The organism is Aphanothece sacrum FPU1 (assembly GCF_003864295.1).
Taxonomy (GTDB): Bacteria; Cyanobacteriota; Cyanobacteriia; order Cyanobacteriales; family Microcystaceae; genus Aphanothece_B; species Aphanothece_B sacrum.
Genome location: NZ_BDQK01000016.1, coordinates 144,522 through 170,865, shown reverse-complemented (window position 1 = coordinate 170,865; position 26,344 = coordinate 144,522). Strand labels below are relative to the sequence as shown.

At 35.2% G+C, this 26,344-nt stretch carries 16 protein-coding genes and 1 pseudogene; 9 read left to right on the top strand and 8 right to left on the bottom strand.

Annotated elements, in window-relative coordinates:
• The first annotated feature begins 3 nt into the window (after positions 1-3).
• Positions 4-1,548 (top strand): ArnT family glycosyltransferase, encoded by a 1,545-nt coding sequence (locus tag AsFPU1_RS18845; RefSeq protein ID WP_124972699.1) that lies wholly within the window; start codon positions 4-6, stop codon positions 1,546-1,548.
• A 29-nt stretch (positions 1,549-1,577) separates the two neighbouring features.
• On the top strand, positions 1,578-3,131 hold the full coding sequence (locus AsFPU1_RS18840; RefSeq protein ID WP_124972697.1) for a glycosyltransferase family 39 protein: 1,554 nt from the start codon (positions 1,578-1,580) through the stop codon (positions 3,129-3,131).
• 212 nt (positions 3,132-3,343) lie between these two features.
• Here AsFPU1_RS18840 and AsFPU1_RS18835 read toward each other — a convergent pair whose 3' ends face one another.
• The 3 genes from AsFPU1_RS18835 to AsFPU1_RS18825 are packed head-to-tail and all read right to left on the bottom strand — an operon-like array spanning position 3,344 to position 9,493.
• Positions 3,344-5,524, bottom strand: a complete 2,181-nt coding sequence (locus tag AsFPU1_RS18835) for a putative glycosyltransferase family protein (RefSeq protein ID WP_227873417.1) — start codon at positions 5,522-5,524, stop codon at positions 3,344-3,346.
• Positions 5,521-7,707: a putative glycosyltransferase family protein gene (locus tag AsFPU1_RS18830; RefSeq protein ID WP_124972695.1), complete on the bottom strand. Its 2,187-nt coding sequence runs from the start codon at positions 7,705-7,707 to the stop codon at positions 5,521-5,523. Before AsFPU1_RS18830 ends, AsFPU1_RS18835 begins: the two co-directional genes overlap by 4 nt.
• A 4-nt stretch (positions 7,708-7,711) precedes the next feature.
• Positions 7,712-9,493 carry a hypothetical protein gene (locus AsFPU1_RS18825; protein ID WP_125061169.1) on the bottom strand — a complete coding sequence of 594 codons (1,782 nt, stop codon included), beginning with the start codon at positions 9,491-9,493 and terminating at the stop codon, positions 7,712-7,714.
• 252 nt (positions 9,494-9,745) lie between these two features.
• Between AsFPU1_RS18825 and AsFPU1_RS18820 the strand changes: the two genes are divergently transcribed.
• Both AsFPU1_RS18820 and AsFPU1_RS18815 read left to right on the top strand, forming a co-directional pair.
• Positions 9,746-10,663, top strand: a complete 918-nt coding sequence (locus AsFPU1_RS18820; RefSeq protein WP_124977235.1) for an FkbM family methyltransferase — start codon at positions 9,746-9,748, stop codon at positions 10,661-10,663.
• A gap of 73 nt (positions 10,664-10,736) precedes the next feature.
• A complete protein-coding gene (locus tag AsFPU1_RS18815; protein ID WP_124977237.1) occupies positions 10,737-11,726 on the top strand; it encodes a glycosyltransferase family 2 protein in 990 nt (329 codons plus the stop codon).
• On the opposite strand, the gene AsFPU1_RS18810 is transcribed toward AsFPU1_RS18815, so the two are convergent.
• Positions 11,723-11,947, bottom strand: coding sequence for a hypothetical protein (locus AsFPU1_RS18810; protein WP_124977239.1), 225 nt, complete (start codon positions 11,945-11,947; stop codon positions 11,723-11,725). The two genes, AsFPU1_RS18815 and AsFPU1_RS18810, sit on opposite strands and share 4 nt — an antisense overlap.
• Positions 11,948-12,164: 217 nt before the next feature.
• Complete coding sequence (gene clpB / locus AsFPU1_RS18805; protein ID WP_125061168.1) at positions 12,165-14,783, bottom strand: ATP-dependent chaperone ClpB; 2,619 nt, start codon at positions 14,781-14,783, stop codon at positions 12,165-12,167.
• Positions 14,784-14,990: 207 nt separating this feature from the next.
• Here clpB and AsFPU1_RS18800 point away from each other — a divergent pair, with 207 nt between their 5' ends.
• Complete coding sequence (locus AsFPU1_RS18800; protein WP_124978550.1) at positions 14,991-16,130, top strand: quinone-dependent dihydroorotate dehydrogenase; 1,140 nt, start codon at positions 14,991-14,993, stop codon at positions 16,128-16,130.
• A 124-nt stretch (positions 16,131-16,254) separates the two neighbouring features.
• Positions 16,255-16,983 carry a sulfite exporter TauE/SafE family protein gene (locus tag AsFPU1_RS18795; protein ID WP_124978552.1) on the top strand — a complete coding sequence of 243 codons (729 nt, stop codon included), beginning with the start codon at positions 16,255-16,257 and terminating at the stop codon, positions 16,981-16,983.
• A 199-nt stretch (positions 16,984-17,182) separates the two neighbouring features.
• On the opposite strand, the gene AsFPU1_RS18790 is transcribed toward AsFPU1_RS18795, so the two are convergent.
• Positions 17,183-18,184, bottom strand: coding sequence for a 30S ribosomal protein S1 (locus AsFPU1_RS18790; RefSeq protein ID WP_124978555.1), 1,002 nt, complete (start codon positions 18,182-18,184; stop codon positions 17,183-17,185).
• A gap of 793 nt (positions 18,185-18,977) precedes the next feature.
• Between AsFPU1_RS18790 and AsFPU1_RS18785 the strand changes: the two genes are divergently transcribed.
• Positions 18,978-19,952 carry a DMT family transporter gene (locus tag AsFPU1_RS18785; RefSeq protein WP_124978557.1) on the top strand — a complete coding sequence of 325 codons (975 nt, stop codon included), beginning with the start codon at positions 18,978-18,980 and terminating at the stop codon, positions 19,950-19,952.
• A gap of 491 nt (positions 19,953-20,443) precedes the next feature.
• Here the strand turns inward: AsFPU1_RS18785 and AsFPU1_RS18780 are convergent, their stop codons facing one another.
• Positions 20,444-21,094, bottom strand: coding sequence for a DUF3782 domain-containing protein (locus AsFPU1_RS18780; protein ID WP_124978559.1), 651 nt, complete (start codon positions 21,092-21,094; stop codon positions 20,444-20,446).
• A gap of 213 nt (positions 21,095-21,307) precedes the next feature.
• Here AsFPU1_RS18780 and AsFPU1_RS18775 point away from each other — a divergent pair, with 213 nt between their 5' ends.
• Together AsFPU1_RS18775 and corA are read left to right on the top strand one after the other, a co-directional pair.
• Positions 21,308-23,383 carry an NAD(P)H-quinone oxidoreductase subunit 5 gene (locus tag AsFPU1_RS18775; protein ID WP_124978561.1) on the top strand — a complete coding sequence of 692 codons (2,076 nt, stop codon included), beginning with the start codon at positions 21,308-21,310 and terminating at the stop codon, positions 23,381-23,383.
• Between the two features lie 156 nt (positions 23,384-23,539).
• A complete protein-coding gene (gene corA, locus AsFPU1_RS18770; RefSeq protein ID WP_227873681.1) occupies positions 23,540-24,703 on the top strand; it encodes a magnesium/cobalt transporter CorA in 1,164 nt (387 codons plus the stop codon).
• 448 nt (positions 24,704-25,151) lie between these two features.
• Here corA and AsFPU1_RS23465 read toward each other — a convergent pair.
• Positions 25,152-26,115 (bottom strand): annotated as a pseudogene (locus tag AsFPU1_RS23465) (formylglycine-generating enzyme family protein); the annotation flags it as partial.
• Positions 26,116-26,344 lie beyond the last annotated feature (229 nt).

Here is a 26,344-nt window from a genome sequence, read left to right as displayed (position 1 = left end):
AGAATGTTAAAATTTTTCAAAATTAAACCACCTCAAGAAATTTATTTATTAGGAATTATATTACTGGCTTTTACTTTAAGAGTCAGTTTTTTAGGAACTATTCCTAATGGATTTTTTACTGATGAAGCGTCTTATAGTTATGATTCTTATTCTATTCTTCATACTTTAAGAGATCAGTATGGTAAATTTTTGCCCTTCTTTTTTAAGTCAGCCAATGATTATCGGGAAGGATTATACATTTATTTAATGGTTCCTTTCCTAAAATTATTTGGACTTAGTGTCTTTAGCGCAAGATTGACATCAGCCGTCATTGGAACGTTAACAGTTTTAATTTTATATTATCTCGCTCAAGAGCTTTTTAATCAACGAGTAGCTTTATTTGCTGCCTTATTTCTTGCTATTTCTCCTTGGCATATTCACTTTAGCCGTATCGCTTTTAGAACTATTTCCGTTCCTCTATTATTCTGCTTAAGTTTGTTTATTTTTCTCAAAAGTCTTAAGAAACCTAATTTTATTCCCTTAGCTGGTTTATTATTTGGCATTAGTATTTATACTTATAACTCTGCCAGGGTTTTTGTTCCTCTCTTTTTGCTAGGCTTAATTATTATTTATAAAGATCACTTATGGAAACATAAAAAACAAACACTTTGGGGATTAATTTTATTTTTACTAATTTTTATTCCCCAACTTATTTATCATTTTTCTGATGAAGGTGGGGCCAGGGCTAGTGCAGTAGGTATTCTTCCTACTTTGTCTGATATTATTAATAGTTACTTCTCTTATTTTAGCTCTAAATTTCTCTTTTTTCAAGGAGATCCTATTCCTCGTCATACGGTTAATAAGATGGGAGAATTGTATTCATTTGAATTTTTTACCATCATTATTGGCCTAATTACATTAATCAAAAATAAAGTTCAAGGAAGAGGTATTATATTTTTGTGGTTACTACTATATCCAATACCAGCCGCTCTTATTTCGCCTAGTAGTGCAGTGAGAACTTGTGTAGGCCCTCCTATATTTGCTCTCATATCAGCCTATGGTTTAATTACTATTATTGATATTTTTCAAGGTAATTTAAAATTAGCTGTTAAGTTTACAATCTCTTTAATATTAGTTGCTGGTTTAACAGTATTTTGTCAACGATATTTTGTAGAATATCCAAAGTATCATACAGATGTTTGGTTTGCTAAATTAGGAAATGTGATTAATTATGCAGATAAAAGTCAGTCTGAATGTTTGGTGATGAGTGATAATATTCATGGAAAATATATTTATATAATGATTCCATTTTATACCCAATTTCCTCCAGCAGAATATCAAAAACTTGGGGTTGATGTTGTTACTGATAAATTAGATATGGGAAGATGGAAGGTTTTAACTCTAAATAATTATAAAACATTAGATTCTAACTGTCTATACGTTATTTCTAAAAATACAGATGAGAAAATATTACAATCAAAAGGATATAAACAAGAAGTTATTTATGCCCCTAGAGATATTAATAATGATCTGAATTATGAATTAGTTAGAATTTCCAAAAACAATTAAATTAAACACTTTTAGAAACTTTTTTTACTATGGGACAAGATCAAGCAGAAAATGGTCATTTAAAATTACTAATAATTATTTTAATAATTGCTGCTTTACTACGTTTAATTTTTCTTGATAAAGTTCCTAATGGTTTTTTCCCTGATGAAGCTTCTTATGCTTATGATGCTTATTCTATTCTTCATACATTGCGAGATCAATATGGCAAATTTTTACCCTTCATGTTTAAATCAGCTAATGATTATCGGGAGGGATTATATATTTATTTGTTGATTCCTTTTATTAAAATTTTGGGGCTTAATGTTTTTGGAATTAGAGTAGCTTCAGCTTTTATTGGAACTTTAACTGTTTTAATTGTATATCATTTATCTAAAGAGTGTTTTAATAAGCGTGTTGGCTTATTTTCGGCTTTATTATTAGCCATTTCACCTTGGCATATTCAATTTAGCCGTATTGGGTTTAGAGCTATTTTATTTCCTTGTTTATTTTGCTTAAGTTTACTCGTATTTGTCAAGAGTATAAAACAACTTAAATATTTACCTTTATCTAGTTTTTTATTTGCTATAAGTATTTTTACATATCAATCAGCTAGAGTATTTGTTCCGCTTTTTTTAATTGGTCTAGTGATTATTTTTTATCAACACTTGTGGCAAAATAAACGTTATACATTAATTTCTATTATTGTTTTCTTGTGTTTTTTTGTTCCACAATTAATATATTATTTATCTCCTGAAGGAATGACAAGAGCAAATGATGTTATGATTGCTCCTGATTTTCTCACATTTAGTAATTATTATTTTGCTCATTTTAGCCCTGATTTTATGTTTTTTAAAGGTGATCCTAATCCGCGACATCTTCCCCAAAATAGAGGGGAAATTTATTATTTTGATATGGTAACTTTAACCATTGGGTTAATTTATTTAATCAAAGAAAAACGAAAAGAAAGTGCAATTTTTATGCTCTGGTTATTATTATATCCTATACCCGCCGCTTTAACCTCAGAAATTCACTCACTTAGAGCAATGATTGGCGCACCTCTAATGGCAATTATTTCAGGTTATGGTATTACTAAATTAATAGATTTATTTCCTCAAAAACAAAAAATTATTAACGGTATTATTTTATTTGTGATTTCTATTTCTCTTGTTTTCTTTTGTCATCGCTATTTTATAGATTATCCTCGATGGCGTACTGATGCTTGGTTATCTACTATGGGAGAAGTTATTACTTATGCTAATAATACTTCTGCCGAGTGCATAATTATCGATAGTAATGTTTACGGAAAACATATTTATATCCTGGTTCCTTTTTATACTAAGTTAGACCCCTCTGATTATCAGAAATTAAATGTAGATGTTGCTATTAATAAGTTAGATATGGGACGATGGAAAGTAATTGATTTAAGTAAAGATGCTAGTTTAAATGAAACCTGTCTTTATATCGTTTCTACTCAAGAATTTTCCAGGTTAAGAGATAGAGGTTATCATGCTAAATCTGTGCATCATTTTAAAGATATTAATGGTGAAGAACTTTATCAGCTAGTTAAGGTAAAAAAAATTGCTTCTACCGAACCTAGTATGTAAAACTATTAGAAATTATCAGCTTAAACCTTGAAAGGTTAAACTATAAATACAAAACCCACCTACGTGGGTTTTATTTCGCCTTCAAAGGGAGGCTTCGTTCCTATAGTATCAGACATAAGGTCTGTCTGTAGAGATTGATTTAACAGAACAAATTAGGCTTAAACCTTGAAAGGTTAAGCTATAAAGACAAAACCCACCTACGTGGGTTTAATTTAGCCTCCCTTCGGAGGCTTTGTTCCTATAGTATCAAACTTTAGTCTCTCTCTAGAGGTTGATTTAATTGTTTTCTTATCTTGTGTTATTGATACAATAATTCCGCTAATTAAACCTAACCAAGCTAAACCACTAATCCAATTAGCCCATGATAAACCATGAAAAGCTACTTTAATTTTATAAGTGCCTGGTTCAAGCTGTAAACCCACTAAATTATAATCTCGATAATACACAGGAAAGTAATTAACTCTCTGGTTATTTACCCATATTTTTAACATCTTGGGATAGTATAAAACAGGAAGTTGAATAATTTGCGCTTCTGGAGTTATTGTAATTTGACAAACCTTATTAACCCCTTCTTGAGAGCAGTTTTTTTCCGTCTCCGAGACAGGTATTATAGTCTTTTGAGGAGAAAGAGATTGAAAGACAAATTTATTGATTTTAATTTTAATGGTTTGTTCATTGTTATTTGTACCATTTACTAAAAATTTTAATCTAAAATATTTATCCGGTATATTAATATTATAAAAAGAAATATTCCAAGTAAATTGAGACGAAGATAAGGAAATAGAATCTATGATTTTTCCGTTAAGTTGAACAACTAATGAAGCATTTTCTGGAAGATTATCTAAGACCTCTCCTTCTAAAGATAAAACAGGCTTTTCTTCAGCTTTCCAGACAGGATAATTTTGCTTTATTGGTAATACTAACCATTGATTAACAAAGATATCCCAAGTGCTATAATCAGGAATCCATTTAGGGGGAAGTAAGGGCAGTTCTGCATTTCCATATAATGCTTCAATGGGGTTACGATTTAGATAATCTAAAGCACCAGTATACTTAAACCGGGGGTCTTTTACAATATCATCAACACTGATGTTTCCACGAGGTGAGGGCAACCAAGAACGACTGGCTATAATAATAATTAATAAACCAAGAATAAGATGACGACGATCTAATTTTTTTCTAAAAATCAAGATAATTCCATAACCAGTTAATAATGCACCTGTCCACATAATATGGGTTAATATCCGAAAGCTAAATTGTGTCACCCATAATTGACGTGGTAGAAATTTCCAGAAATCAATAGGACTCCAAATTGCTAAAAAAGCAATCAAAAATATCCAGAGTAAAGTAATAAGATAAGGATAGGTAGATTGTGATTTTAAGGATAGGGAACGAGCAAAGTAATTATAATAAATAATGACCCCAACTGCTGAGAGAAAAATCCAACCAATAGAGGGATGTAAACCATAAGTAGGTGCGACTCCCATTTCTGAGGGAAAAGGAGGTAAAGAAGTGGGAGAAAGAAGGTTAGCTAAGGGACTATACCACCTATTTTCAAAGGGGCTAATAACTTGAACTTGTTGCCGAATAGATAGAGATGAAGACTCAAAAATAACAGGAACTAAAAAGTATAAAGACAGTAACCAACTGACCCCATATCCAATGATTACACGACATAATGATAATAGTTTAAAATTTATTTTTCCTGTTTTTATAATTAAAATTAATCCAAATAACCCAATAAATAAGGTTGAATAAACAAAAGTAATAATATGAGTTGTTGCCAGAGCAAACCAAGCAATACTACATAGAAAAATATACTTTATTTTAGGATAATTATAGCTCTGAATAACGTAATAAATAATAATAGGTAAAATTCCTTGAGCAACAGCCTCAGTGAAAGCCCCTCTTGCATGAATATTATTGAGAAAATAGGGAGATGATAAATAAGAAATTCCGGATAATATAGAAGCTATTTGAGAGTTTATTAACCAATAACTAAGACGATAAATATAAAAACTTCCCATTAATAATGATAGCCAAATAACTAATCTATAAGCTTCATAGGGATTATTAGGAGTAAAAAATTTATAAAATAATCCACCTAAAGTATAGGGAATTTGACTATAAAATTGAAAGCTGGGATAACGCCAGCTATTATTTTCAACAGGAGCAATTCTTAATGGAAATTGTCCTTCATCTAAACCCATTTTAGCTTGAATCATATACCCTAAATGAGAGGGATTATCTCCGGTAGTGCTGAGAATATTATCTGAAGCCATGGGTGCCATTAAACCAATAGCTATTACGCCATAAAGAATCAGAATTAGCAGATTAGTTTGATGGATATATAATAATCTATTGCTTTGTTTTAACAAATTAATTAACTTCATAATATTTGTTTTAGTTTTAGTTTCGACTGATAAAGTCTAAAAGCACTTATGGTAATTAGAGTAATCCAAGCCACAAAACTAATCCAGTTAGCCCAAGCTAACCCAATAAAGATAACTTTAATCTCATAGGTATCGGGTTTTAAGCGAATACCAACTACATTATAATCATGATAATTAGTCGCAAAATATGGAACTTTTTTCCCATTTACTTCAACTCGTTGCATATTGGGATAATAAAGCACAGGAAGTTGAACAACTTGAGCAGTTTCATTGACGGATATTTTACATAAAGTTTCCATCCCGTATAGGTCACATTTATCTTTTGTAAACTTAAGAGGAATAACAGTATTTGTAGGTGAAATACCTTGAAAATATAAGTTATCTACTTCTACTCTAGGTCGTTGTCCATTCTGAGTAATTCCTTTATAAATAAATTGTATATTAAAACTCTTTTCGTCAGTTTTTGCATCTTTAAAAGGAATACTCCAACTGATTTGAGGTTGATTTAAAGATATTTCTGCTATTAGTTTCCCATTAGATAAAACTGATAAGATAGTTGGTCCAGCTAATCTATCTTGAAACACCCTACCTTCTAATACTAATATAGGATTTTCTCCAGGTTGCCAAAGAGGCCAAGTTTGCCAATTATTGTCATTTTCAGGAATTATTAATAAAGGACGAGTATTAAAGGCATCCCAAGCATCACCTCCGGGAATCCAAGAATTAGGTAGTAAAGGCATTTGAGCATTGCCGTATAATGCTTTTAGAGGACTACGGTTGAGATAATCTAAAGCACCTGAATAGCGAAATAAGGGACTTTTTAGAACTTCATCCACTGTCAAAGTACCACGAGGATTAGGAAGCCAAGGACTACTGGCTAATATAATAATTAAAATGCCAATAATTAGATGTTTAGATTCTAACTTTTGTCGAAATAAAATAACTACTGCATAACCTGTTAATAATGCTCCAGTCCACATAATATGAGTTAAAAAACGAAAAGTAAATTGAGTTACCCAAAATGTTTTAGGTAAGAAACTCCAGAAGTCTATAGGACTCCAAGTAATGAATAAAACAAGAATAAAAATCCATAATAACCCCAAAATATAAGGTCTTGTTACTTGAAGACGAGGAGGTAATTTTTGTCTAAAATAATAATAATAAAAAACTACACCCCAAGCAGCTAAAAAAATCCAACCAACTGCCGGATTTAAGCCATAAGTTGGAGAATCTCCAGTTGGAGTGGGAAGGGGTGAAAGCGCAGTAGGAGATAGTAAATTAGCTAAGGGAGACATCCAATTAGTCACATAAGGATTGATGGTATTAAGTTGAACCCGCATACTCAAGGTAGTCGATTCAAATACTACTGGGATTAGAAAATATAGGCCTAATAACCAACTTAAAATATAGGAGCAACTAATTCGTATTAATTTACTTCTTAATACTGGAAAATGAAGAGTTTTAATTACTAGAGATAATTTATATGATTGCCTATCTATTTGACCTAAAAAACTTGTTTTTATGATTAATAAAAATCCCCATAGACCAATAAATAATGACCCATAAACAAAGGTAATAATATGGGTTGTTGCTAGGGCAAACCAAGCAAGACTACTGAGTAAAATATAACGAGGTTTAGAACTATTATAACAACGAATTACATAATAAATAACAATAGGTAAAATGCCTTGAGCAATAGATTCAGGAAAAGCACCGCGAGCATGAATTGTATTCAGAAAATAGGGGGCTGACATATAAGATACCCCGGCTAAAATCCCTGGAATTTGACGGCGCGTTAGCCATAAACTGAGATTATAAATAAAGAAGCCTCCGATAGTTAAAGAACACCAGAGCATTATTTTATATGCAGTATAAGGATTTTCAGGAGTAATAAATTTGTAAATTAATGCTCCTAAAGTATAGGGAATTTGACTGTAAAATTGAAAGGCAGCATAACGCCAACCATTATTTTCAATGGGAGCAATTCGTAGGGGAAATTGTCCTTCTTCTAAAGCCATTTTTGCTTGAATTAAATAACCTAAATGTGGCCCAGTTTCTCCTGTTGAAAAAATTACTGAAGATGAAGCCATTGGGCCCATTAAAGCTATGGCAATTATTCCATAAAGTAGCAAAACTAATAAGTGACGACGATGACTAATTAACCAGAATTTTATTGATGACATTTTTTTATCTGAGTTGATAAATAAACATTATTTTGTTATAAGAATAAATCGGTTGATGGCTTTGTAAATAGTCCCAGTTTTTAGCGGCTACAAAATTTTGAGAGGTGTTTGCTACTATTTTCTGTTTGATACTACTATCAATTAATAAATATTTATCGGGTAGTTTAGTAATTTCATCTTCTAGAGGATTAAATGGGGGATGAGCATAATAAGATTGAATATCAATGGGATAATTTTTTTGTTTAGCAATAATCTCTAAATATTGATTAATATTAATTATAACTCCAAATGTTTGTTGCGCTATTATATTTACATTTTTAGGAGGTAGTAGTTTATTATTAACTAGGTATTGTACAGCCTGATAGTTTTCTTGTCCCCAGTTGACAGTAGAATCATCGGTTAGTTGCCATTTCTCATTAAACCATAAAGGATTAACATAACTTAGAGATTGAGGAATTCCTACAATACCAAAAACTATATAAATACCTAAACACACTCCTATTATTTCTCGTTGTTTTTTTAATTTTTTGGTAACAATTAATAAAAAGATGGCAGTGAATAAATACAAAAAAATGAGAATTGGATAAAAATATCGATAACCAATAATTAATCTACTTTTACTCAATAAACCTAGATAAATTATAGGATATAAAGTAAAAGCTAATATTAATAGTGAGTTGAAGTTTATTTTGATTTTCTGGAAAAAATTAATTTTCGTAAATAAGTTTCTATTGTGCTGAATTGAAGTAATTAAACTAACTAAGATAAGCACAATCATGATCAAAAATCCTGGATTTTCCTTAAACCAAAAAATTCTCAACAAATATTCTAAGTAATTAATCGGCAAAAAACGATCTTTAAAAAATGGTTCACGAACTCCATTTGATGTATTAAGATTCATTTTTATCCCTTGCCAATAGTATTCAAAATTGCTCTGAACTTCAGGCTGTGATAAATTACCAAATGCTAGGTTATACATGATATTAATTAAACCGATTTGCGCCAACAAACTAATGATTGCTAAAATACTGTAACAGATAGCTAATTTTTTTTGTTTATCACAAATTAGGTAAAATATAGTAATTCCATAAACTCCTATGATGATTGGTATAATAATTAAGTTACTAAATTTTATATTGATCGCTAAAAATATTAAGATTGTGTTAATTATAAAATGAAGTAAAATTTCTTTTTGGAATAGCTTCTCTAAATTAAAGCTAAGAAGAATGGCTGATAAAATACTTCCTAAACCATAGAGAGAAGCAGGTACATCAAAAGTGGCTAAAAAACTATGAGAATAAAAACTCGGAGAAAAAATATAAAGAGTTAAGAAAATTAAAGATACATTAGAATTAATAAATTTAAAAACAAATGTATAAAAATATAACCAAATTAAAAATATACTATTAAATAATAAATAACCAAAACGAGAAACATAAATAATATTAAAAAAGTGTTCAGGATAACCCATTAAAAGATGATAACCAACTTGGAAAGAGGCTAAACGTCCCTCAGCACTGTCATAATTTTGAATTTGATCAATAAGAGGAACTGACACCTGTAAATTTTGAAAAAAAAGTTTTAAAGAAGCCCCATTTATCAATTTTAATAATAAAGGATGTTCTACATTTAATCCTAACCCTTGACTATAAGCATAAGCTGCCCCAAGATAAGCCGGTTCATCCCCCGTAATTGAGGTTTGAAAAATCAAAAAAATTCCTATTAAAAAATAAATACAACTAAGTATAATAAAACCAACTTTTTTTTGATGGACAACTAAAAACATAATAAGAACCTAGACAAAATTTATCGATACTCTGTTTAATTGTTAAGCCCTCAATAGGTTAGAACAAACTTAAAATGAATATTTTTGACCTATTTAATCACATAAATGTACTATTTAACATATTGTGTCACATTAATCGAAAGATGGCTAAGTGTCAAGGACAATTTCGGGAACTTTCTCATGCTATACTCAGTCCAATGAACTTTGGATCTGCATAAATTAAAAATTGAAACTGATTAATATCTTAAAAACATGGCAATAATAAATTCAATAAAACTCTTTATCCGTAAGGCTTTGGGACTGACCCACCTTGAAAACCAAGTTATTAGTTTACAACAACAACAGAGCCAAACTATCGAATTATTAGAAAAACTCAATCAACAACTTCTTAGAGAAACCTGTCAGGAATTAGTAACTGAAAATAAATCAGGTTCTATTCTAACTTGTCAGATGAACGATATGGAAGTTCTCGCACCAGTAGAGATGTTAAGAATTTATCCTCACTGTCTACATCCTAAAAATGATAAGAAATTGACTTATTATGTAGAAACTCACTGTTCTAATTGGCTTTGTTCCCAGATTAAAGAAGGAGATACCGTCTTAGATATTGGTTCTGCTTTTGGTGTAATTGCCCTTCCTTTATCTCGTGCTGTTGGTTCTCAGGGTCATGTTTATGCCTTTGAACCTGCTAAAAGAACACAACATTTTTTACAACAAATTGTTGACTTAAATCATCTTGATAATGTAACAGTTGTCAAAGCCGCGATCGCAGATAAACCAGGAGAAGCGGAATTTATAGAATATACTCCCGATAATGAATTAACTTGGGCTTCAGATGTTTCGACCCTCAATGCGCCAACGGTTAGTCATAGTCTTAAACATGAAACTTACAAAGTCGAAGTAACAACAATTGATGATTATGTAGCGGCCCATAATTTACAACCCAAAGCATTAAAAATTGATATTGAAGGTTTTGAACTATATGCTTTACATGGGGCTAAAACTACCCTGACTACCTATCTACCATACCTTTGTATTGATATACATAAAGATGTTCAAACCGGAGAATCAGCCTTATTAGGGGTTGAACCCTTCTTGAGTCATCTAGGCTACGAAACTCGCCTTGAAGGACATACTTTACTCTGTATACCGGCCAAAACTCATCAATAATGTCTTAAGACTCCCTCTCTTAAGTTAGCATCAGTGGCAAGTGTCGAAAGTCTGTTGTGAGGAGAAAATCACCTTGTTGATCTCAGTCATTGTCCCCTGTTACAACGAAGAAGAAGTCATCAACCAGACTCACCATCGTTTAGTCAGGGTTTTAGAACAAATAACCCCCTCCTTTGAAGTCATTTATGTTGATGATGGCAGTCAAGATCAAACATCTGAACTGTTGCGTCACTTGCAACGGGACGATAAAAGAGTCAAAGTGGTGTTACTCTCTCGAAACTTTGGCCATCAAATGGCTGTCACCGCAGGTTTAGACTACATTTCAGGAGATGCAGTTGTTCTCATTGATGCGGATTTACAAGATCCTCCTGAAGTCATTCCAGACATGATAGAACAATGGCGCAAAGGTTACGATGTGGCCTATGGGGTTCGGACAGATAGACCGGGAGAAACCGCATTTAAACTGTGGACTGCTAAGGCTTTCTATCGTTTAATCAACCATCTGTCAGACGTAGCTATTCCCCTAGATACGGGGGATTTTCGTCTGATGGATCGTCGTGTGGTAGAAGCGTTAAAACATATGCCAGAACGTGATCGCTTCCTCCGAGGGATGGTCAGTTGGGTCGGGTTTCGTCAGATTCCAGTTCCCTATCAACGGGCCCAAAGATTTGCGGGAGTGAGTAAATATCCCTTATGGAAAATGTTCCGCTTTGCTATGGATGGGATTTTATCTTTTTCTTTGGTTCCTTTAAGAATGGCAATTTGGGCTGGATTATTGACTTTTGGCTTATCTTTAGCGGGTATTATTTATGCTTTAATATTGCGATTATTTACCTCAATTTGGGTTCCTGGTTGGACATTATTATTCATGGCTACTCTATTTATTGGAGGCATTCAATTGGTCTTTTTAGGGGTAATTGGGGAATATGTTGGTCGCATTTACAGAGAAGATAAACGTCGTCCTTTATATCTAGTTCGTGAACACTTGGGGTTTGACACGGAACACTATAATCAAAAGCTGAACCGTTCAATAATACCAATCGCTAAAGTAAATCATTTTTAAAAAGATTCATAATCAGAAGTAAATCCAGAAAACTTAATACAATCTTCCTGAAAGCTTTCTGCTTCGTTAATACCCTCAATTTTGTAAGCCATAATACGCGTTTCATCGGGCATTTTTTGGGAAACTATCAATTCAGATTGATATTTTTTCGTCATTTCTTTAAAGTCAGCACCATAGCGTTTCCAATCATCTCCACTACAATAAATATTGACTCGCCACATATTAATTAAATTCAACCTGATTAACAACAAGTCACTATTTTACCATTATTGTCCACTCGTAATGACATTAATAATATTTAAGTATAATATTTGTAGGGGCATGGCATCAGAGAATCATCTAATCTTATCCTAAATATTCATGCTCTGCCATGCCCAACTTAGATTAAAACTTGGTCAGGGCATAATAGTATTACTCTCATATTATGCCCCTATTTAATTAAACCATTAACATCTCAGAAGGCAACCGTTTAAAGCTCAATCTTTCATCTTCTACATCGACAAAAATAGTATCTCCTGCTTTAAATTCTCCCTTAAGAATTGACTTAGCAATAGACGTTTCTAAGTACCTTTGAACCGCCCGTTTTAAAGGTCTGGCACCATAAATAGGATTATAACCGATATCCGCCACAAAATCTAAAGCAGAGTCAGCTAATTTAAGAGACATTTTTTGTTCTTCTAATCGTGTTTTCAGTAGTTGAACTTGTAACTTAACAATTTCCCGTAACTGAGACTTTTGTAACCCGTGAAAAATAATAATTTCATCAATACGATTAAGAAATTCAGGACGGAAACTATTACCCATTGCTTCCATCACACGGGAACGCATTTCATCATAACGAGAATCATCACCCACCACATCTAAAATGTATTGAGAACCGATATTACTGGTCATGATGATAATAGTATTCTTAAAGTCTACTGTACGACCTTGAGAGTCCGTTAAACGTCCATCATCAAGAATTTGTAACATCATATTGAAGACATCAGCATGAGCTTTTTCTATCTCATCAAACAAGATAACAGAATAAGGACGACGACGAATTGCTTCTGTTAATTGTCCCCCTTCATCATAGCCTACATATCCTGGAGGCGCACCAATTAAACGAGATACACTATGCTTCTCCATATATTCAGACATATCAATCCGAACTAACGCATCTTCCGTATCAAAAATATTTTGAGATAAGGCTTTAGCTAATTCAGTTTTACCTACCCCTGTTGGCCCCAAAAAGATAAAACTAGCAGTAGGACGATTAGGATCAGAAAGTCCAGCACGAGAACGCTGAATTGCTTCTGCTACAAATGTAACAGCTTCTTCTTGACCAACGACTCTTTCATGAAGTTCGTCTTCTAAATGTAATAGTTTTTCCTTCTCAGATTCGACTAACTTAATAATGGGAATTCCTGTCCATTTAGCAATAATTTCAGCAATATCAGTTTCTACAACTTCTTCACGTAATAGTGTTTTACCGGTTGTCTGACGTTCCTCAATTTTAGTTTCAAATTCTTTTACTTTTCGTTGTAAATTAGTTAATTTACCATAACGCAATTCAGCCGCTTTATTCAAATCATAATTTCGCTCAGCTTCCTGAATTTCTAGATTAATTTGATTGATAGTTTCTTTAACTGTTTGAATCTGATCAATCACTTCTTTTTCTGATTGCCATTGAGCATTAAGTTGAGATTGTTGTTCCTTGAGATCAGCTAACTCTTTTTCTAGTTTTGCTAACCGTTCACGAGAAGCTTGAGCCTCTTCTTTTTGTAAAGAAAGTCGTTCCATTTCTAACTGAAGAACCTTGCGATCTATTTCATCTAATTCTTCAGGTTTAGACGTAATTTCCATCTTTAATTTAGCAGCAGCTTCATCAACTAAATCAATCGCTTTATCCGGTAAAAAACGATCACTAATATAACGATTAGATAACATAGCCGCAGCCACTAAAGCCGTATCAGCAATTTTGACCCCATGATGGACTTCATAACGTTCTTTTAATCCTCGTAAAATTGAGATTGTATCAACTACATTAGGTTCATCAACTAACACTGATTGAAAACGTCGTTCTAAGGCTGCATCTTTCTCAATATACTTACGATATTCATCTAAAGTTGTCGCCCCAATACAATGCAATTCTCCCCGCGCTAACATAGGTTTTAAAAGGTTTCCTGCATCCATCGCCCCTTGAGTTGCCCCTGCACCCACAACCGTATGAATTTCATCAATAAACATGACAATATTCCCTTGAGAATCTGTCACTTCTTTTAACACTGCTTTAAGTCTTTCTTCAAATTCTCCTCGATATTTTGCTCCAGCAATTAATGCCCCCATATCCAAAGCAATTAACTTTCTATCCCGTAAAGATTCAGGAACGTCTCTATTAATAATTCGTTGTGCTAATCCCTCTACAATAGCAGTTTTACCCACTCCAGGTTCTCCAATTAAAACCGGATTATTTTTAGTCCTACGGGAAAGAATTTGAATAGTCCGGCGAATTTCATCATCTCTCCCAATTACTGGGTCTAGTTTACCTTCTCTGGCTAATTGAGTTAAATCACGCCCATATTTTTCCAAAGATTCATATTTCCCTTCTGGATTTTGATCCGTCACTTTTTGAGTTCCTCTCACTTGTTTAATGATTTCTTTTAACTTACTTTCCGTCAAACCAAATTCATTCAATAAAATTTTACCAAAGCGGTCATCCTTCGTATAAGCTAACAGTAAATGTTCGATAGAAATATATTCATCTTCAAATTCTTTCCGAAACTGTTCAGCCCTGTCCAGAAGACTATCTAAACTACGGCCAAGATAAACAGACTCACCCGGATTAGATATTTTGGGTTGACGACTAATAAAGTCTTCGGTTCTATCTCGTAACCGTTGCACACTAATATTAGCTTTATTAAAAATACTAATAGCAAGTCCCTCTTGTTCTAAGAGAGATTTCATTAAGTGTTCGGTTTCAATTTGTTGGTGAGTATTTTGTTTAGCAATATCGGGAGTTCTGACGATGGCTTCCCAAGCTTTTTCAGTAAATTGATTCGGATTAGTTGGTTGCATTGTAAAAATTACTTATACCTCGTTATATTGCTATTATAATGCCCCCTAATTTCTTAGATAAGACGGTTTACCCTACTTTTTATTGTTGGGTTTCCCTGAAATTTAGAGTCTATGGATAAACAAAGCATTAAATCATTGCGTAGTAGATTGACATATTTAAAATGTTACTTATGTAATATAATTATCTAATTAAATGATTAAGAGCTTATGTTTAATTTCTCCCAACTTTTCTATCCTCTGTTACTTGCTACGACTAAAAATAACCCAGAAAGCGCACATAAACAACTTTTAAATACTTTCAACCGTCTTGATTATACTCGTAAAACGCCTTGGGGACAATGGATATTTTCTCAGATGAGTGATACTTTCTGTGTCAATGATCCTCGTCTTCAACAAACATTATGGGGATTAAATTTTTCTAATCCTATAGGGTTGGCTGCTGGCTGTGATAAAGATGGAATAGCCGCAGGAATATGGTCTCATTTAGGCTTTGGCTTTGCTGAAATTGGGGCTGTTACCCTCCATTCTCAATCTGGAAACCCGCCACCTCGTTTGTTTCGTTTACCCCTCGATAAAGCGGCTTTAAACCGTTTAGGGGCTAATAATCAAGGGGCAGAAATTATCGCTAAAACTTTACAAAATACTTGGCAACGTCATCCTCGTAATATTCCCATTGGCATTAATTTATGTAAGTCTAAAATAACTCCATTAGAAGGGGCAGCCGAAGATTATTTAGGCAGTTTTTGTTATCTTGAAAATTGGGCAGATTATTTTGTAGTTAATGTTAGTTCTCCGAATACTCCTGGTTTGCGATCGCTACAAGAAGGAGAACAATTAAATACTATTTTACAAACTTTACAAGCAGCAAATAAACAACAAAAACCCCTATTTGTCAAGATTTCTCCTGATTTAGAATGGGACGCGATCGCTACAATTATTAACTTATCACAAACTCATAATTTAACTGGAATTATTGCTACGAATACTACAATTAAACGGGAAAAATTAAATACAAAAATATTAGATAAAACTGGTAATAAAATTGAAGAAGAAGCCGGAGGAATTAGTGGAATACCTATTCAGAAAAGATCCACAGATATTATTCGTTTTATTTATCAAGAAACTCAAGGTAAATTACCAATTATTGGAGTAGGAGGAATTTTTTCAACTGGAGACGCTTGGGAAAAAATAACAGCAGGAGCTAGTTTATTACAATTATATACTGGATGGATTTATCAAGGGCCTTGGCTAATTCCTCAAATTTTACAAGGATTAGTTAGTAAATTAGAAAAAGAAGGATTATCTCATATTTCAGAAGCTATTGGTAAAACGGCTTTTATTAAGTAATCATGATCCCCTTAAATCCCCATTAAGAAGGGAGACTTTATCAATTTCCACTCTTTTTGAAGGGGGGTTAGGGGGGATCAAACAGAGTAAAATAAACTAACATTTGCGTTATAAATAGACTCTAATGATTGATATTCTTGTCTGTATAATTATTTTTATTGGAGTCTTTACCCAAAGTATTTCCGGCTTTGGTTTAGGGTTAGTGGTTATGCCCTTATTAACCCAAGTAATTGACATTCGTCTGGCTTCACCTTTCATGACTTTAATTGCCTTAACTACCCTAGTTTCTATATCTATTTTATATCGCAAAAGTTTTCAATTCAAATCTATATTCGGCTTAATTATTAGTTCAAGTTTAGCCATTCCTTTAGGCATAGAGTTTTTAACAAAAGTTGAGCAAAAAATCACATTAACCCTATTAGGAATAATTGTGCTTGGTTATGCTTTATATTCTTTACTTGAATTTTCTTATCCTGTCATTAAGTCACCCAAATGGGGTTATGTCTTTGCTTTCTTATCAGGACTTTTATCAGGGGCCTATAATACAGGGGGGCCTCCTATCGTTATTTATGGGACTTGTTGTCAATGGACTCCTGAACAATTTAAAAGTAATCTCAATGTTTTCTTTTTATGTAATGTTATAATGCTTTCTGTTAGTCATCTTATCAAAAAAAATTATACTCCTGAAGTTTTGCGCCTTTTTGAAATCAATGTTCCGATTTTATTATTAGGATTAATCGTGGGATTTTCTGTATCTAAATTTATTAATGTTTGGTTATTTCGCAAAATTGTTTTAGTTTTATTAGTGGGAGTTGGATTACAGTTACTCTTTAAAGTTTGGTTATTCTATTAAGTAGTTCTAATTTAATATTGTATTTTAATCGATATACTCTAAATTCATAATTATATAAAAAGCCTGCGTAGGCAGGCTTCGTTTATATAGCCTCAACCTTGAGGTTGAAGGAAACTAAACATAATTTTAGGTCAAATAAACAAAAAAAGAGGTACTTGCCCTCTTTTACTCAAAATATTAAAGATTAACTCCGATTAGCTTATTCCTCAGTCGCAGCAACCGCGAGTTCTTCATCATCTATTTCCAAAGCTGAAGGAATCTCAAGAAGTTCTTCTTCAGGTACAGCGACTTTTCCTTCTGCTTCTGCTAAAAGTTTCAGACGATATTTAACCGCCATTTCTTCCGCTTTCTCGAAGACTAAATCCCGATTTTTCAGCATATCTCCTGCTTCGGGTTCTAATTGTTTCGTAGACAGAGAAATACGGCCTCTTTCTGCATCTAGGTCAATAATCATGACCTTTAATTCATCATTAACCCCAAAGACACTATGAGGAGTATCAATATGGTCATGGGAAATTTCAGAAATATGTAGCAGTCCACTAACTCCCCCAATGTCGATAAACGCACCATAAGGTTTGATACCGCGCACTGAACCGATGACCACTTGACCCACTTCTAAGCCATTCATCTTACGTTCAACCAACGCGCGACGGTGACTTAACACCAGACGGTTCCGTTCTTCATCAACTTCGAGAAATTTTAAGGGTAGTTCTTCCCCGACTAAATCTTCCTTCGCTTCACGGGTACTAATATGTGAACCAGGAATAAATCCCCTCAACCCTTCAATACGAACTAAGGCCCCACCTCGGTTAGTAGCAAAAACATTAGATCGCACGGTCGCATCTTCTGCTTGGAGTTGACGAACCCGTTCCCAAGCTCGCATATACTCAATGCGACGAATGGAGAGAGTCAGTTGTCCGTCTTCATTTTCATCCGTTAGAATGAAAAATTCTCTCGTCTCATTAGACTGGAGAACATCTTTAGGGTCATCAACCCGATTGATTGACATCTCCTGAATAGGAATATAGGCGGCAGTTTTTGCCCCAATGTCAATCAGCGCGCCTCTCGGTTCCATACTAAAAACAGTCCCAGGAACTACATCCCCAGGACTAAAATGATAGTCGTATTTATCGAGAAGTGCGGCAAAATCCTCGTGAGTAAAGCCAATGTTTTTAGTTGCTGTTGTTTTCTGAGTTACCATGTACCTTTGTTTTCCTATATCTGATCTCCAATAGGTGCTAGTGCCTCCTGCTTAATGTACAGTTTCTAGTTTTAGAGATTAATTCCCACTTTAATTATGGCTTAAAAATTCTCTAATCGGACAAACTGCCATGGCCACTATCCTTACTGACAAACGCCTTAAAGATAATCTTGACACCCTCGCCGTTAACCATATGGTTTAACGGGAGACTCCTGCTTGCTCAGGTTTGACCAGTTATCAAGTCTTTGTAAGACTGTTAACCCTGTCGCTGATTTCCTGACTCAAGCACCCTTTAAATGTCTACTGGTTGGCTGACAGCAGACAATAACATTTAGTTATACTGGGACTTCTCGTTGACAAATTATGTCACCCCTATTATTTAGATATTTTTTAGGGTTCAAATATTCTATCTAGCGAGAATCAATAATTCAGCTTTTCTATCCTAGCACACCCTGTTGGCATTATCTTGCTTTTTTCCTTCCATTCGGTTTCCCGATAAAAGTTAACTGTCACGGAACGCCGGAACAGGTTCGGGTTTTAGCTTGGTTAACTGTTCTTAACATAGACGGAAACAAGCAACAGGTAAGGGTTTTAGGTTTGTTAATCTTTCTTAATACAGAGTCGTTTATTTATGTCCGACTACTTAATGGTTGGGTTTCGTTCCTCAACCCAACCTACATTAATTGATAATAAGTAAGCATACAAAATTAATTACACAAAAACTGTGGGGTGGGCATTGCCAAACTACACAATTGGTTAAGATAGAGTAAAGAAATCTGGTTAACCTGTTTTTATGAACTTGAATCTTAATAAAACATCTACGTTACAGTCATCTTTGCTTCTCATTGCACCTTTTTTTCTCTGGGGAACGGCAATGGTAGCCATGAAAGGGGTTATTCCTCATACAACTCCTTTATTCATGGCTGGAATGCGTTTAGTTCCTGCGGGAATTCTAGTGTTAATTGTAGCAGCAATGTCAGGACGTTCTCAACCTAAAACTATTAAAGCTTGGTTATGGATTGGGTTATTTGCTTTATTAGATGGGGCCATGTTTCAAGGGTTTCTTGCTGCTGGTTTAACTAAAACTGGGGCAGGTTTAGGGTCAGTTATTATTGATTCTCAACCTTTAGCTGTTGCTTTGATGTCTAGTTGGTTATTTGGAGAAATTATTGGACTTTGGGGAGGTATTGGGTTAGGTATTGGTATCATAGGAATTAGTTTAATTGGACTGCCTCAAGAATGGTTTCAAAGTTTATGGGAAACTCAATCTATTACTTTTAATTTTACAGATCAGAACCTCTTAAATAGTGGGGAGTTATGGATGTTATTCGCATCGCTTTCTATGGCTGCTGGAACGGTTTCTATTCGTTATGTAAGTCGTCATTGTGATGCGGTTGTTGCTACAGGTTGGCACATGATTATTGGGGGTATTCCTTTATTTTTAGCTTCTATTCTTTGGGAATCTCAACAGTGGATAAATATTGATTTACAAGGTTGGTTAGCTATTAGTTATGCTACTATATTTGGCAGTGCGATCGCTTATGGAATCTTTTTCTATTTAGCGGCTAAAGGAAATTTAACCAGTTTAAGTTCTTTAACTTTTTTGACTCCTGTTTTTGCTTTAAGTTTTGGTAATTTATTGTTAGGAGAAGTGTTAACGGGACTTCAATGGGGAGGAGTCAGTTTAACTTTAGTTAGTATTTATCTTATTAATCAACGGGAAAATATCGGAGAACAGTTACAAAATTTAGCATCTTTAAATGGGTAATTAAAATTAAAATTAAGTCGGATTTTAATTGATAAGGATGTTAAATAAGTTAGATCGTGTACGGTATGAAATTGACGACAAAACATTAACTGTTCTTATTCTTAGTTGTCGTCATCGCAGAGATACCTATAGAGATTAATGGCGATCGCCGACGAGTGTAGGGTGCGTTAATGAAATGTAACGCACCAATACCCCCCAATATTGCTCGGTTAAGCTGCAAAACATTCTGGAGATGGGGGGTGTGGGAGGTGTGGGAGGTGTGGGGAGCAATCTTGCAATAGTCAGGTTTTTATCTTCCCCTTCTTGTCCCCCTTCCCACCCTCCCTCTCAAGAGAATATATTTATGCCTGTCTCCAATTTGCTACAAAATTAATGGCAAATCATTGATATTTTAGTGTCGTAGAATAAATATAGATTATTTATTGCCTTATGATGGTTTTCTCTATTTTATATGAAAATGTGATTGCCCTTTAATAATAAATCGAGAAAAATTAATAGCTTAGGGGTTGAAAGTTTTCAGGAATATCGAGTTCAAATACTTGATCATTAATACGAGCAACATAAAGCCCTTCTTGTAGGGTTTTTTCCCGTAATTCGGGAGACATATCTACAGCAGCTAAAATGCCATAGAGTTGTTTATCTTTGTGTTCAGGGAAAAAAGTACGAAAACGTTGCAGAATACTTTTTAATTGAGTAATAGAATCTTCTCTGGCATGACTTTTAACCTCAACAATATAGGCAGTATTAATATTACCATTGGCATAGGCGAGGACATCAATTTCCATATGTTGCCCTTCTTTACGGGCGCGTACACTAGGACTGATAATTTCCATGCCAAAGCGTTGTCTTAGAATCTTTTCCATTGAGGGGAGGGCAAGACCTTCGGTAAAGCTACCAAATTTTGCACCAAGTCCTCCAATTTGTTTGCCTAATTCTTTGAGTTGGCGATCAGTCTTCTTCTGTTGTTGAGCATTTTCCTTTTGTTGTTGAGCATTTTCCTTCTGTTGTTGACTAACTTCCTTGAGTTGTAAATCAGTTTCCTTCAGTTGTAGGTCAGTTTCTTTTTGAGCAGCCGTTAATTCCGATTGCCTAGTGGCCAATTCAGCAAGGAGTTGCCATACGTCGTCTGCGGTGGTTGCCATAGATTATTGATTGTATTGTTTGGTTTTCTTTATTTTAATGGATTATCCGCGATCAACATCCCAAACCCCATCAAGGCGTGAAAGGTGGGGAATACCGACCGAATTCTAATAAAATCTTTAACAGTGGGTATAAACACTTTCTTAAGGAATTAGCTGTGTAACAATGGTTAGCGGTATCAACAAAGTAGTAAAGAATAACGTAGGCATTACGGTATGGAACCGCTTTATCAATACGCCTGGCTAATACCTGTCCTTCCCCTAGTAGGGGCGATGTTAGTTGGCATAGGTCTAATCTCTTTTAATCAAGCTACAAACCGTCTTAGACAATGGAATGCTGTATTTATCATTTCCTTGCTTGGCGCGTCTATGGTGTTGTCTTTTGCCCTATTGTGGAGTCAAATCAACGGTCATGCGGAATATTCCTACATGATTGAATGGGCCTCGGCCGGTACATTTCATCTCCAGATGGGTTATACGGTCGATCACCTGAGTACCTTAATGTCGGTCATTGTTACCACTGTCGCCCTGTTGGTGATGGTCTATACCGATGGTTACATGGCCCATGACCCAGGATATGTACGATTTTATGCGTATTTGAGCATTTTTAGCTCCTCCATGCTGGGTTTAGTCTTTAGTCCTAACCTGGTCCAAGTTTATATCTTTTGGGAACTGGTGGGGATGTGTTCCTATCTCCTAGTCGGGTTCTGGTTTGACCGTAAACCAGCCGCCGATGCTTGTCAAAAAGCCTTTGTAACCAACCGCGTCGGAGACTTCGGCTTACTCTTAGGAATGCTTGGTTTATACTGGGCTACGGGTAGCTTTGAATTTGATGTTATGGGGGAACGGTTAGAAGACCTAGTTTCTCTGGGAACTATTGCCCCCGCTTTAGCTGCATTATTCGCAGTTTTAGTCTTTTTAGGCCCCGTAGCTAAATCTGCTCAATTTCCCCTTCATGTCTGGTTGCCGGACGCAATGGAAGGGCCTACGCCCATTTCTGCCCTCATTCACGCAGCCACAATGGTAGCGGCTGGGGTTTTCTTGGTAGCGCGGATGTATCCCGTATTTGAGCATATCCCCGCAGTCATGACTACCATTGCCTGGACAGGGGCCTTTACCGCCCTTTTAGGGGCTAGTATTGCTTTAACTCAGAATGATATTAAGAAAGGTTTAGCCTATTCTACCATCTCCCAATTAGGTTACATGGTCATGGCCATGGGTATTGGTGCTTATACGGCTGGACTGTTTCACCTGATGACCCATGCTTACTTTAAAGCCATGTTGTTCCTCTGTTCAGGGTCGGTCATTCATGGTATGGAAGGAGTTGTCGGTCATGAACCAGCTTTAGCCCAAGATATGCGTTTGATGGGCGGTTTGCGTAAATATATGCCCCTAACTTCCTTGGCGTTTCTCATTGGAACCCTCGCTATCTGTGGTATTCCTCCCTTTGCGGGTTTCTGGTCAAAAGACGAAATTCTTGGACTAGCTTTTAACGCCAACCCTGTCTTATGGTTAATGGGTTGGTTAACTGCCGGCCTGACCGCTTTTTATATGTTCCGTATGTATTTCATGACCTTTGAAGGAGACTTCCGGGGCAATGATATGGGCATTCGTCAGAAATTATTAGCGGCGGTGGGTTCTTCCCCCATGAAGCCCCTTTTCGGACCTGGGGCCATGAATATCAAAGAATTAGACCATAAAACCGATGAACATGATGATCACGATCATGATCACGGTCATGGCCATAGTCACTCTCCCCATGAGTCTCCCCTGACAATGACTTTACCTTTGCTTATTTTAGCCATTCCTTCAACGGTTATCGGCTTATTGGGTAAACCTTGGGATAATACTTTTGAAAAGTTTATTTATGCCCCAGGAGAAGTCATTGAAGAAGTTGCTCATTTTGACTGGACAGAATTTGGTATCATGGCCGGAAATTCTGTGGGTATCGCCTTAATTGGTATCACTGTTGCTTCTTTGATGTATTTGCAACATAAAATTGACCCCGCCGCGATCGCCGAAAAATACCCCTCTCTTTATCAATTTTCCCTCAATAAATGGTACTTGGATGCTCTTTATCATCGCGTTTTTGTGATAGGATGTCGTCGTCTAGCCCGCCAAATTATGGAAGTGGATTATCGTGTTATTGATGGAGCGGTAAATTTAACAGGTTTAGCTACTATCGTCAGTGGTGAAGGTCTGAAATATTTAGAAAGTGGTCGCGCTCAATTTTATGCCCTAATTGTGTTTGGTGCAGTTTTAGCATTTGTTATTGTGTTTAGTGTGGTCTAAACTAAGCATAAATTGACCATTGATTTCTTAATCATAGGGGCTTAAAGCCCCTTTTTTTCTAGAATATGACACAGCCATCCTGTCTCTTGTGGCACAGGCATCTTGCCTGTGATATTAACAGTTAATATTATGAATATTCAAAGTTCTTTTAACAAAATGAACCCACGATCTCGAAAAAGGCAACATACTGATCATAACGATTATCTCAATTATCGTCATGACCATCCAGGTACAATGCCAGGAACTCTCCGCATTGCTCAAGATGCACAAACAACAGAAATTAACTTAATAGATTATACCATTGAAAAAGCTATTAAATCTAAAAATTTAACTCCTCAAAATTGTGCTTCTTATCTTCATACTGACTCTGTTTCTTGGTTTGATATTGCCGGATTAGGCAGTGAGGAAATATTACAACAAATAGCAGAAATATTTCAATTAGATAGCTATTTAATTGAAGATGTTGTTAATGTGCCACAACGGGCTAAAGTTGAAGAATTTTCCGAACAATTATTAATTATTGCTCAAATGGCAATTCCTAAACCTTATGGAGAAGGATTTTGGTTAGAACAAGTTAGTTTAGTTTTAGGTAAAACCTATGTTATTTCATTTCAAGAGGAACCTCTAAAAGATTGTTTTGAATTGGTTCGTGAACGCATTCTTAACAACAAAGGAAAAATTAGAACTCTGGGAACAGATTATTTAACTTATGCTCTTTGGGATGCTATTATTGATGGATACTATCCAATTTTAGAAAGCTTTCGAGAGCGAATTGCTGGGTTAGAAGAAGAAGTTTTATTTAATGCCAGTCTTAAAACTTTAGAAAAGATTTATATAGCCAAAAAAGAGTTACTAATTTTACATCGTGCTATCTGGCCACAACGCAATGCTTTAGAATTTTTACTTCAAGAAAATACCAATTTTTTTAGCAAAAAAGCCCGTACAGGATTAAAAGATTGTTATGATCATAGTTTGCAAATAATCGAAACTCTCGATGCTGGAGATGAACTTCTCGAAGGATTATTAAATCTCTATTTATCTTCAATTAGTAATAAAACTAATGAGGTAATGAAATTATTGACCATTGTTTCTACTATTTTTATTCCCTTAACCTTTGTTGCTGGAATTTATGGCATGAATTTTAATCCAGAAGCTTCTCCTTTTAATATGCCAGAACTTAATTGGTATTGGGGCTATTTTATCTGTTTAGGAGTAATGTTAGGAATTTCCTTAACTTCTATTTTCTTTTTCTGGCGTAGAGGATGGTTTAAACAACAACTTCCCCCTAAAACTCGTTTTAATTTTCCCACTGAAAGATAATGAATCATTAAAAAGTAACAATTTTTTATGTCATTACGAGAGGGCATTATTGGCCGAAGATTAGAGATTTGGTTCTACCGGACTTACTATGCTAAATTAATAATGAATAAAAGGCTAAAGCCTTATGCTATAGAAACGAAGTCCGCGAAGGCGGACTAAATTCTAGGTTGCGTAGGCAACCTTTGTTTGTATAGCTTAACTCTTTAGAGTTAAAGTCCATTGTTTGTGATAATTTAGCATAACTTGTCCGGTAGAACCGAGATTGCTTCGGGGGGTCATCTCTTTTTAACAAGAATTTCAGTCATAAAACCCCCTCGCAATGACAGGTTTTCCTCAAAGTCCCCCTTCTTAAGGGGGATTTAGGGGGATCTTTATGTTAAGAAATGTAACAATTGCCAAAAAAAATTTGACGGAAGGATAAAGGGCAATAGGGGAAAAGAGCAGAGGGTTAAAGAGGTCTACCGAACAGGCATACCAGACGAAAACCGTTATAATCGTCGTGGTTGTCGCGCGTATAGTCGATGACGCGGATAGCAGAACGGCAGTTATAAGGATTGTTGCCCCAGGAACCGCCCCGCAGTACACGAAATTGCTCATCTGTCAATAGTTTTTTATAATTCTTTACAATATATTCATCATTATTTGTCGCCAGACTCTGCTCATCCCACACACTACCGTCATTCGGTGCGCCATTATAGTTATCATGCCAAGGATCTAAGCACCATTCCCACACATTCCCGTGCATATCGTATAAACCAAACCCATTGGGGGGAAATTGACCTACAGGGGTCGTTTCTCCTCGATATTTTCCTGGGGGTTCATTAGCAAAGGTTTGTCTAGGCCTCATAATTAGCTAAATCCCCTGTGATAGTTTCCCCAAAATGAAAAGGAGTGGTTGTTCCTGCCCTACAAGCGTATTCCCACTCTGCTTCTGAGGGTAGGCGATAATCTTTGCCCGTTAGCTTGGATAGTCGCTTACAGAACTCTACAGACTCATTCCAGCTAACATTTGTTACAGGACGGTCATCCCCTTTGAAAAATGATGGGTCTGGTTGAAGATCAATATCTATTTTGCTTAAAGCGGCGATCGCCTTCCATTGTTTTTGGGTAATGGGATATTTACCCATCCAAAAAGCTGGAACTGTTACCTCATGTTGGGGTTTTTCCCTTCTGAAACCGTCCCAGTTAAACTTTTTCACCAATCTCTCAATTTCAGCATCCTCCGTTCCCATCATAAAAGTTCCACCAGGGATGGACACCATCTCTAAAAGCACATTTTTGTTTAAATATTCTGCTCTATATTCTGCTTGTTTCGTTTCACGCTTAATTTCTTCCCCTTTGTTGTTAACTGTCACTACTGGAAACTCGAATTTTCCCGTTTTAGCACTGGGTAAAGGTTCAGATGGAGGTAAGTTAGCTAAATGTTGTTGTATCCCCTTTCCTACCCCAAATACGGTGATTCCTGCCCCTGTTAAACCCAGTGTTGTTAGTATCTGTCTGCGAGTCACCCTGATAGTGGGTAAGGTCGGTAATGATATAGGTGGTCTTACATTCCTTACTTGTCTTGTTCCTCTATTGCTTGATGGTTCATTAGAAGGCCTAATGTCCCTGTTTTGTCTATTTCCTGACCTTGCTAAATCT

Coding starts and splice junctions, on each gene's coding strand:
- AsFPU1_RS18845 (WP_124972699.1), top strand. CDS start 4: ATGTTAAAATTTTTCAAAATTAAACCACCTCAAGAAATTTATTTATTA.
- AsFPU1_RS18840 (WP_124972697.1), top strand. CDS start 1,578: ATGGGACAAGATCAAGCAGAAAATGGTCATTTAAAATTACTAATAATT.
- AsFPU1_RS18835 (WP_227873417.1), bottom strand. CDS start 5,524: ATGAAGTTAATTAATTTGTTAAAACAAAGCAATAGATTATTATATATC.
- AsFPU1_RS18830 (WP_124972695.1), bottom strand. CDS start 7,707: ATGTCATCAATAAAATTCTGGTTAATTAGTCATCGTCGTCACTTATTA.
- AsFPU1_RS18825 (WP_125061169.1), bottom strand. CDS start 9,493: ATGTTTTTAGTTGTCCATCAAAAAAAAGTTGGTTTTATTATACTTAGT.
- AsFPU1_RS18820 (WP_124977235.1), top strand. CDS start 9,746: ATGGCAATAATAAATTCAATAAAACTCTTTATCCGTAAGGCTTTGGGA.
- AsFPU1_RS18810 (WP_124977239.1), bottom strand. CDS start 11,947: ATGTGGCGAGTCAATATTTATTGTAGTGGAGATGATTGGAAACGCTAT.
- clpB (WP_125061168.1), bottom strand. CDS start 14,783: ATGCAACCAACTAATCCGAATCAATTTACTGAAAAAGCTTGGGAAGCC.
- AsFPU1_RS18800 (WP_124978550.1), top strand. CDS start 14,991: ATGTTTAATTTCTCCCAACTTTTCTATCCTCTGTTACTTGCTACGACT.
- AsFPU1_RS18795 (WP_124978552.1), top strand. CDS start 16,255: ATGATTGATATTCTTGTCTGTATAATTATTTTTATTGGAGTCTTTACC.
- AsFPU1_RS18790 (WP_124978555.1), bottom strand. CDS start 18,184: ATGGTAACTCAGAAAACAACAGCAACTAAAAACATTGGCTTTACTCAC.
- AsFPU1_RS18785 (WP_124978557.1), top strand. CDS start 18,978: ATGAACTTGAATCTTAATAAAACATCTACGTTACAGTCATCTTTGCTT.
- AsFPU1_RS18780 (WP_124978559.1), bottom strand. CDS start 21,094: ATGGCAACCACCGCAGACGACGTATGGCAACTCCTTGCTGAATTGGCC.
- AsFPU1_RS18775 (WP_124978561.1), top strand. CDS start 21,308: ATGGAACCGCTTTATCAATACGCCTGGCTAATACCTGTCCTTCCCCTA.
- corA (WP_227873681.1), top strand. CDS start 23,540: ATGAACCCACGATCTCGAAAAAGGCAACATACTGATCATAACGATTAT.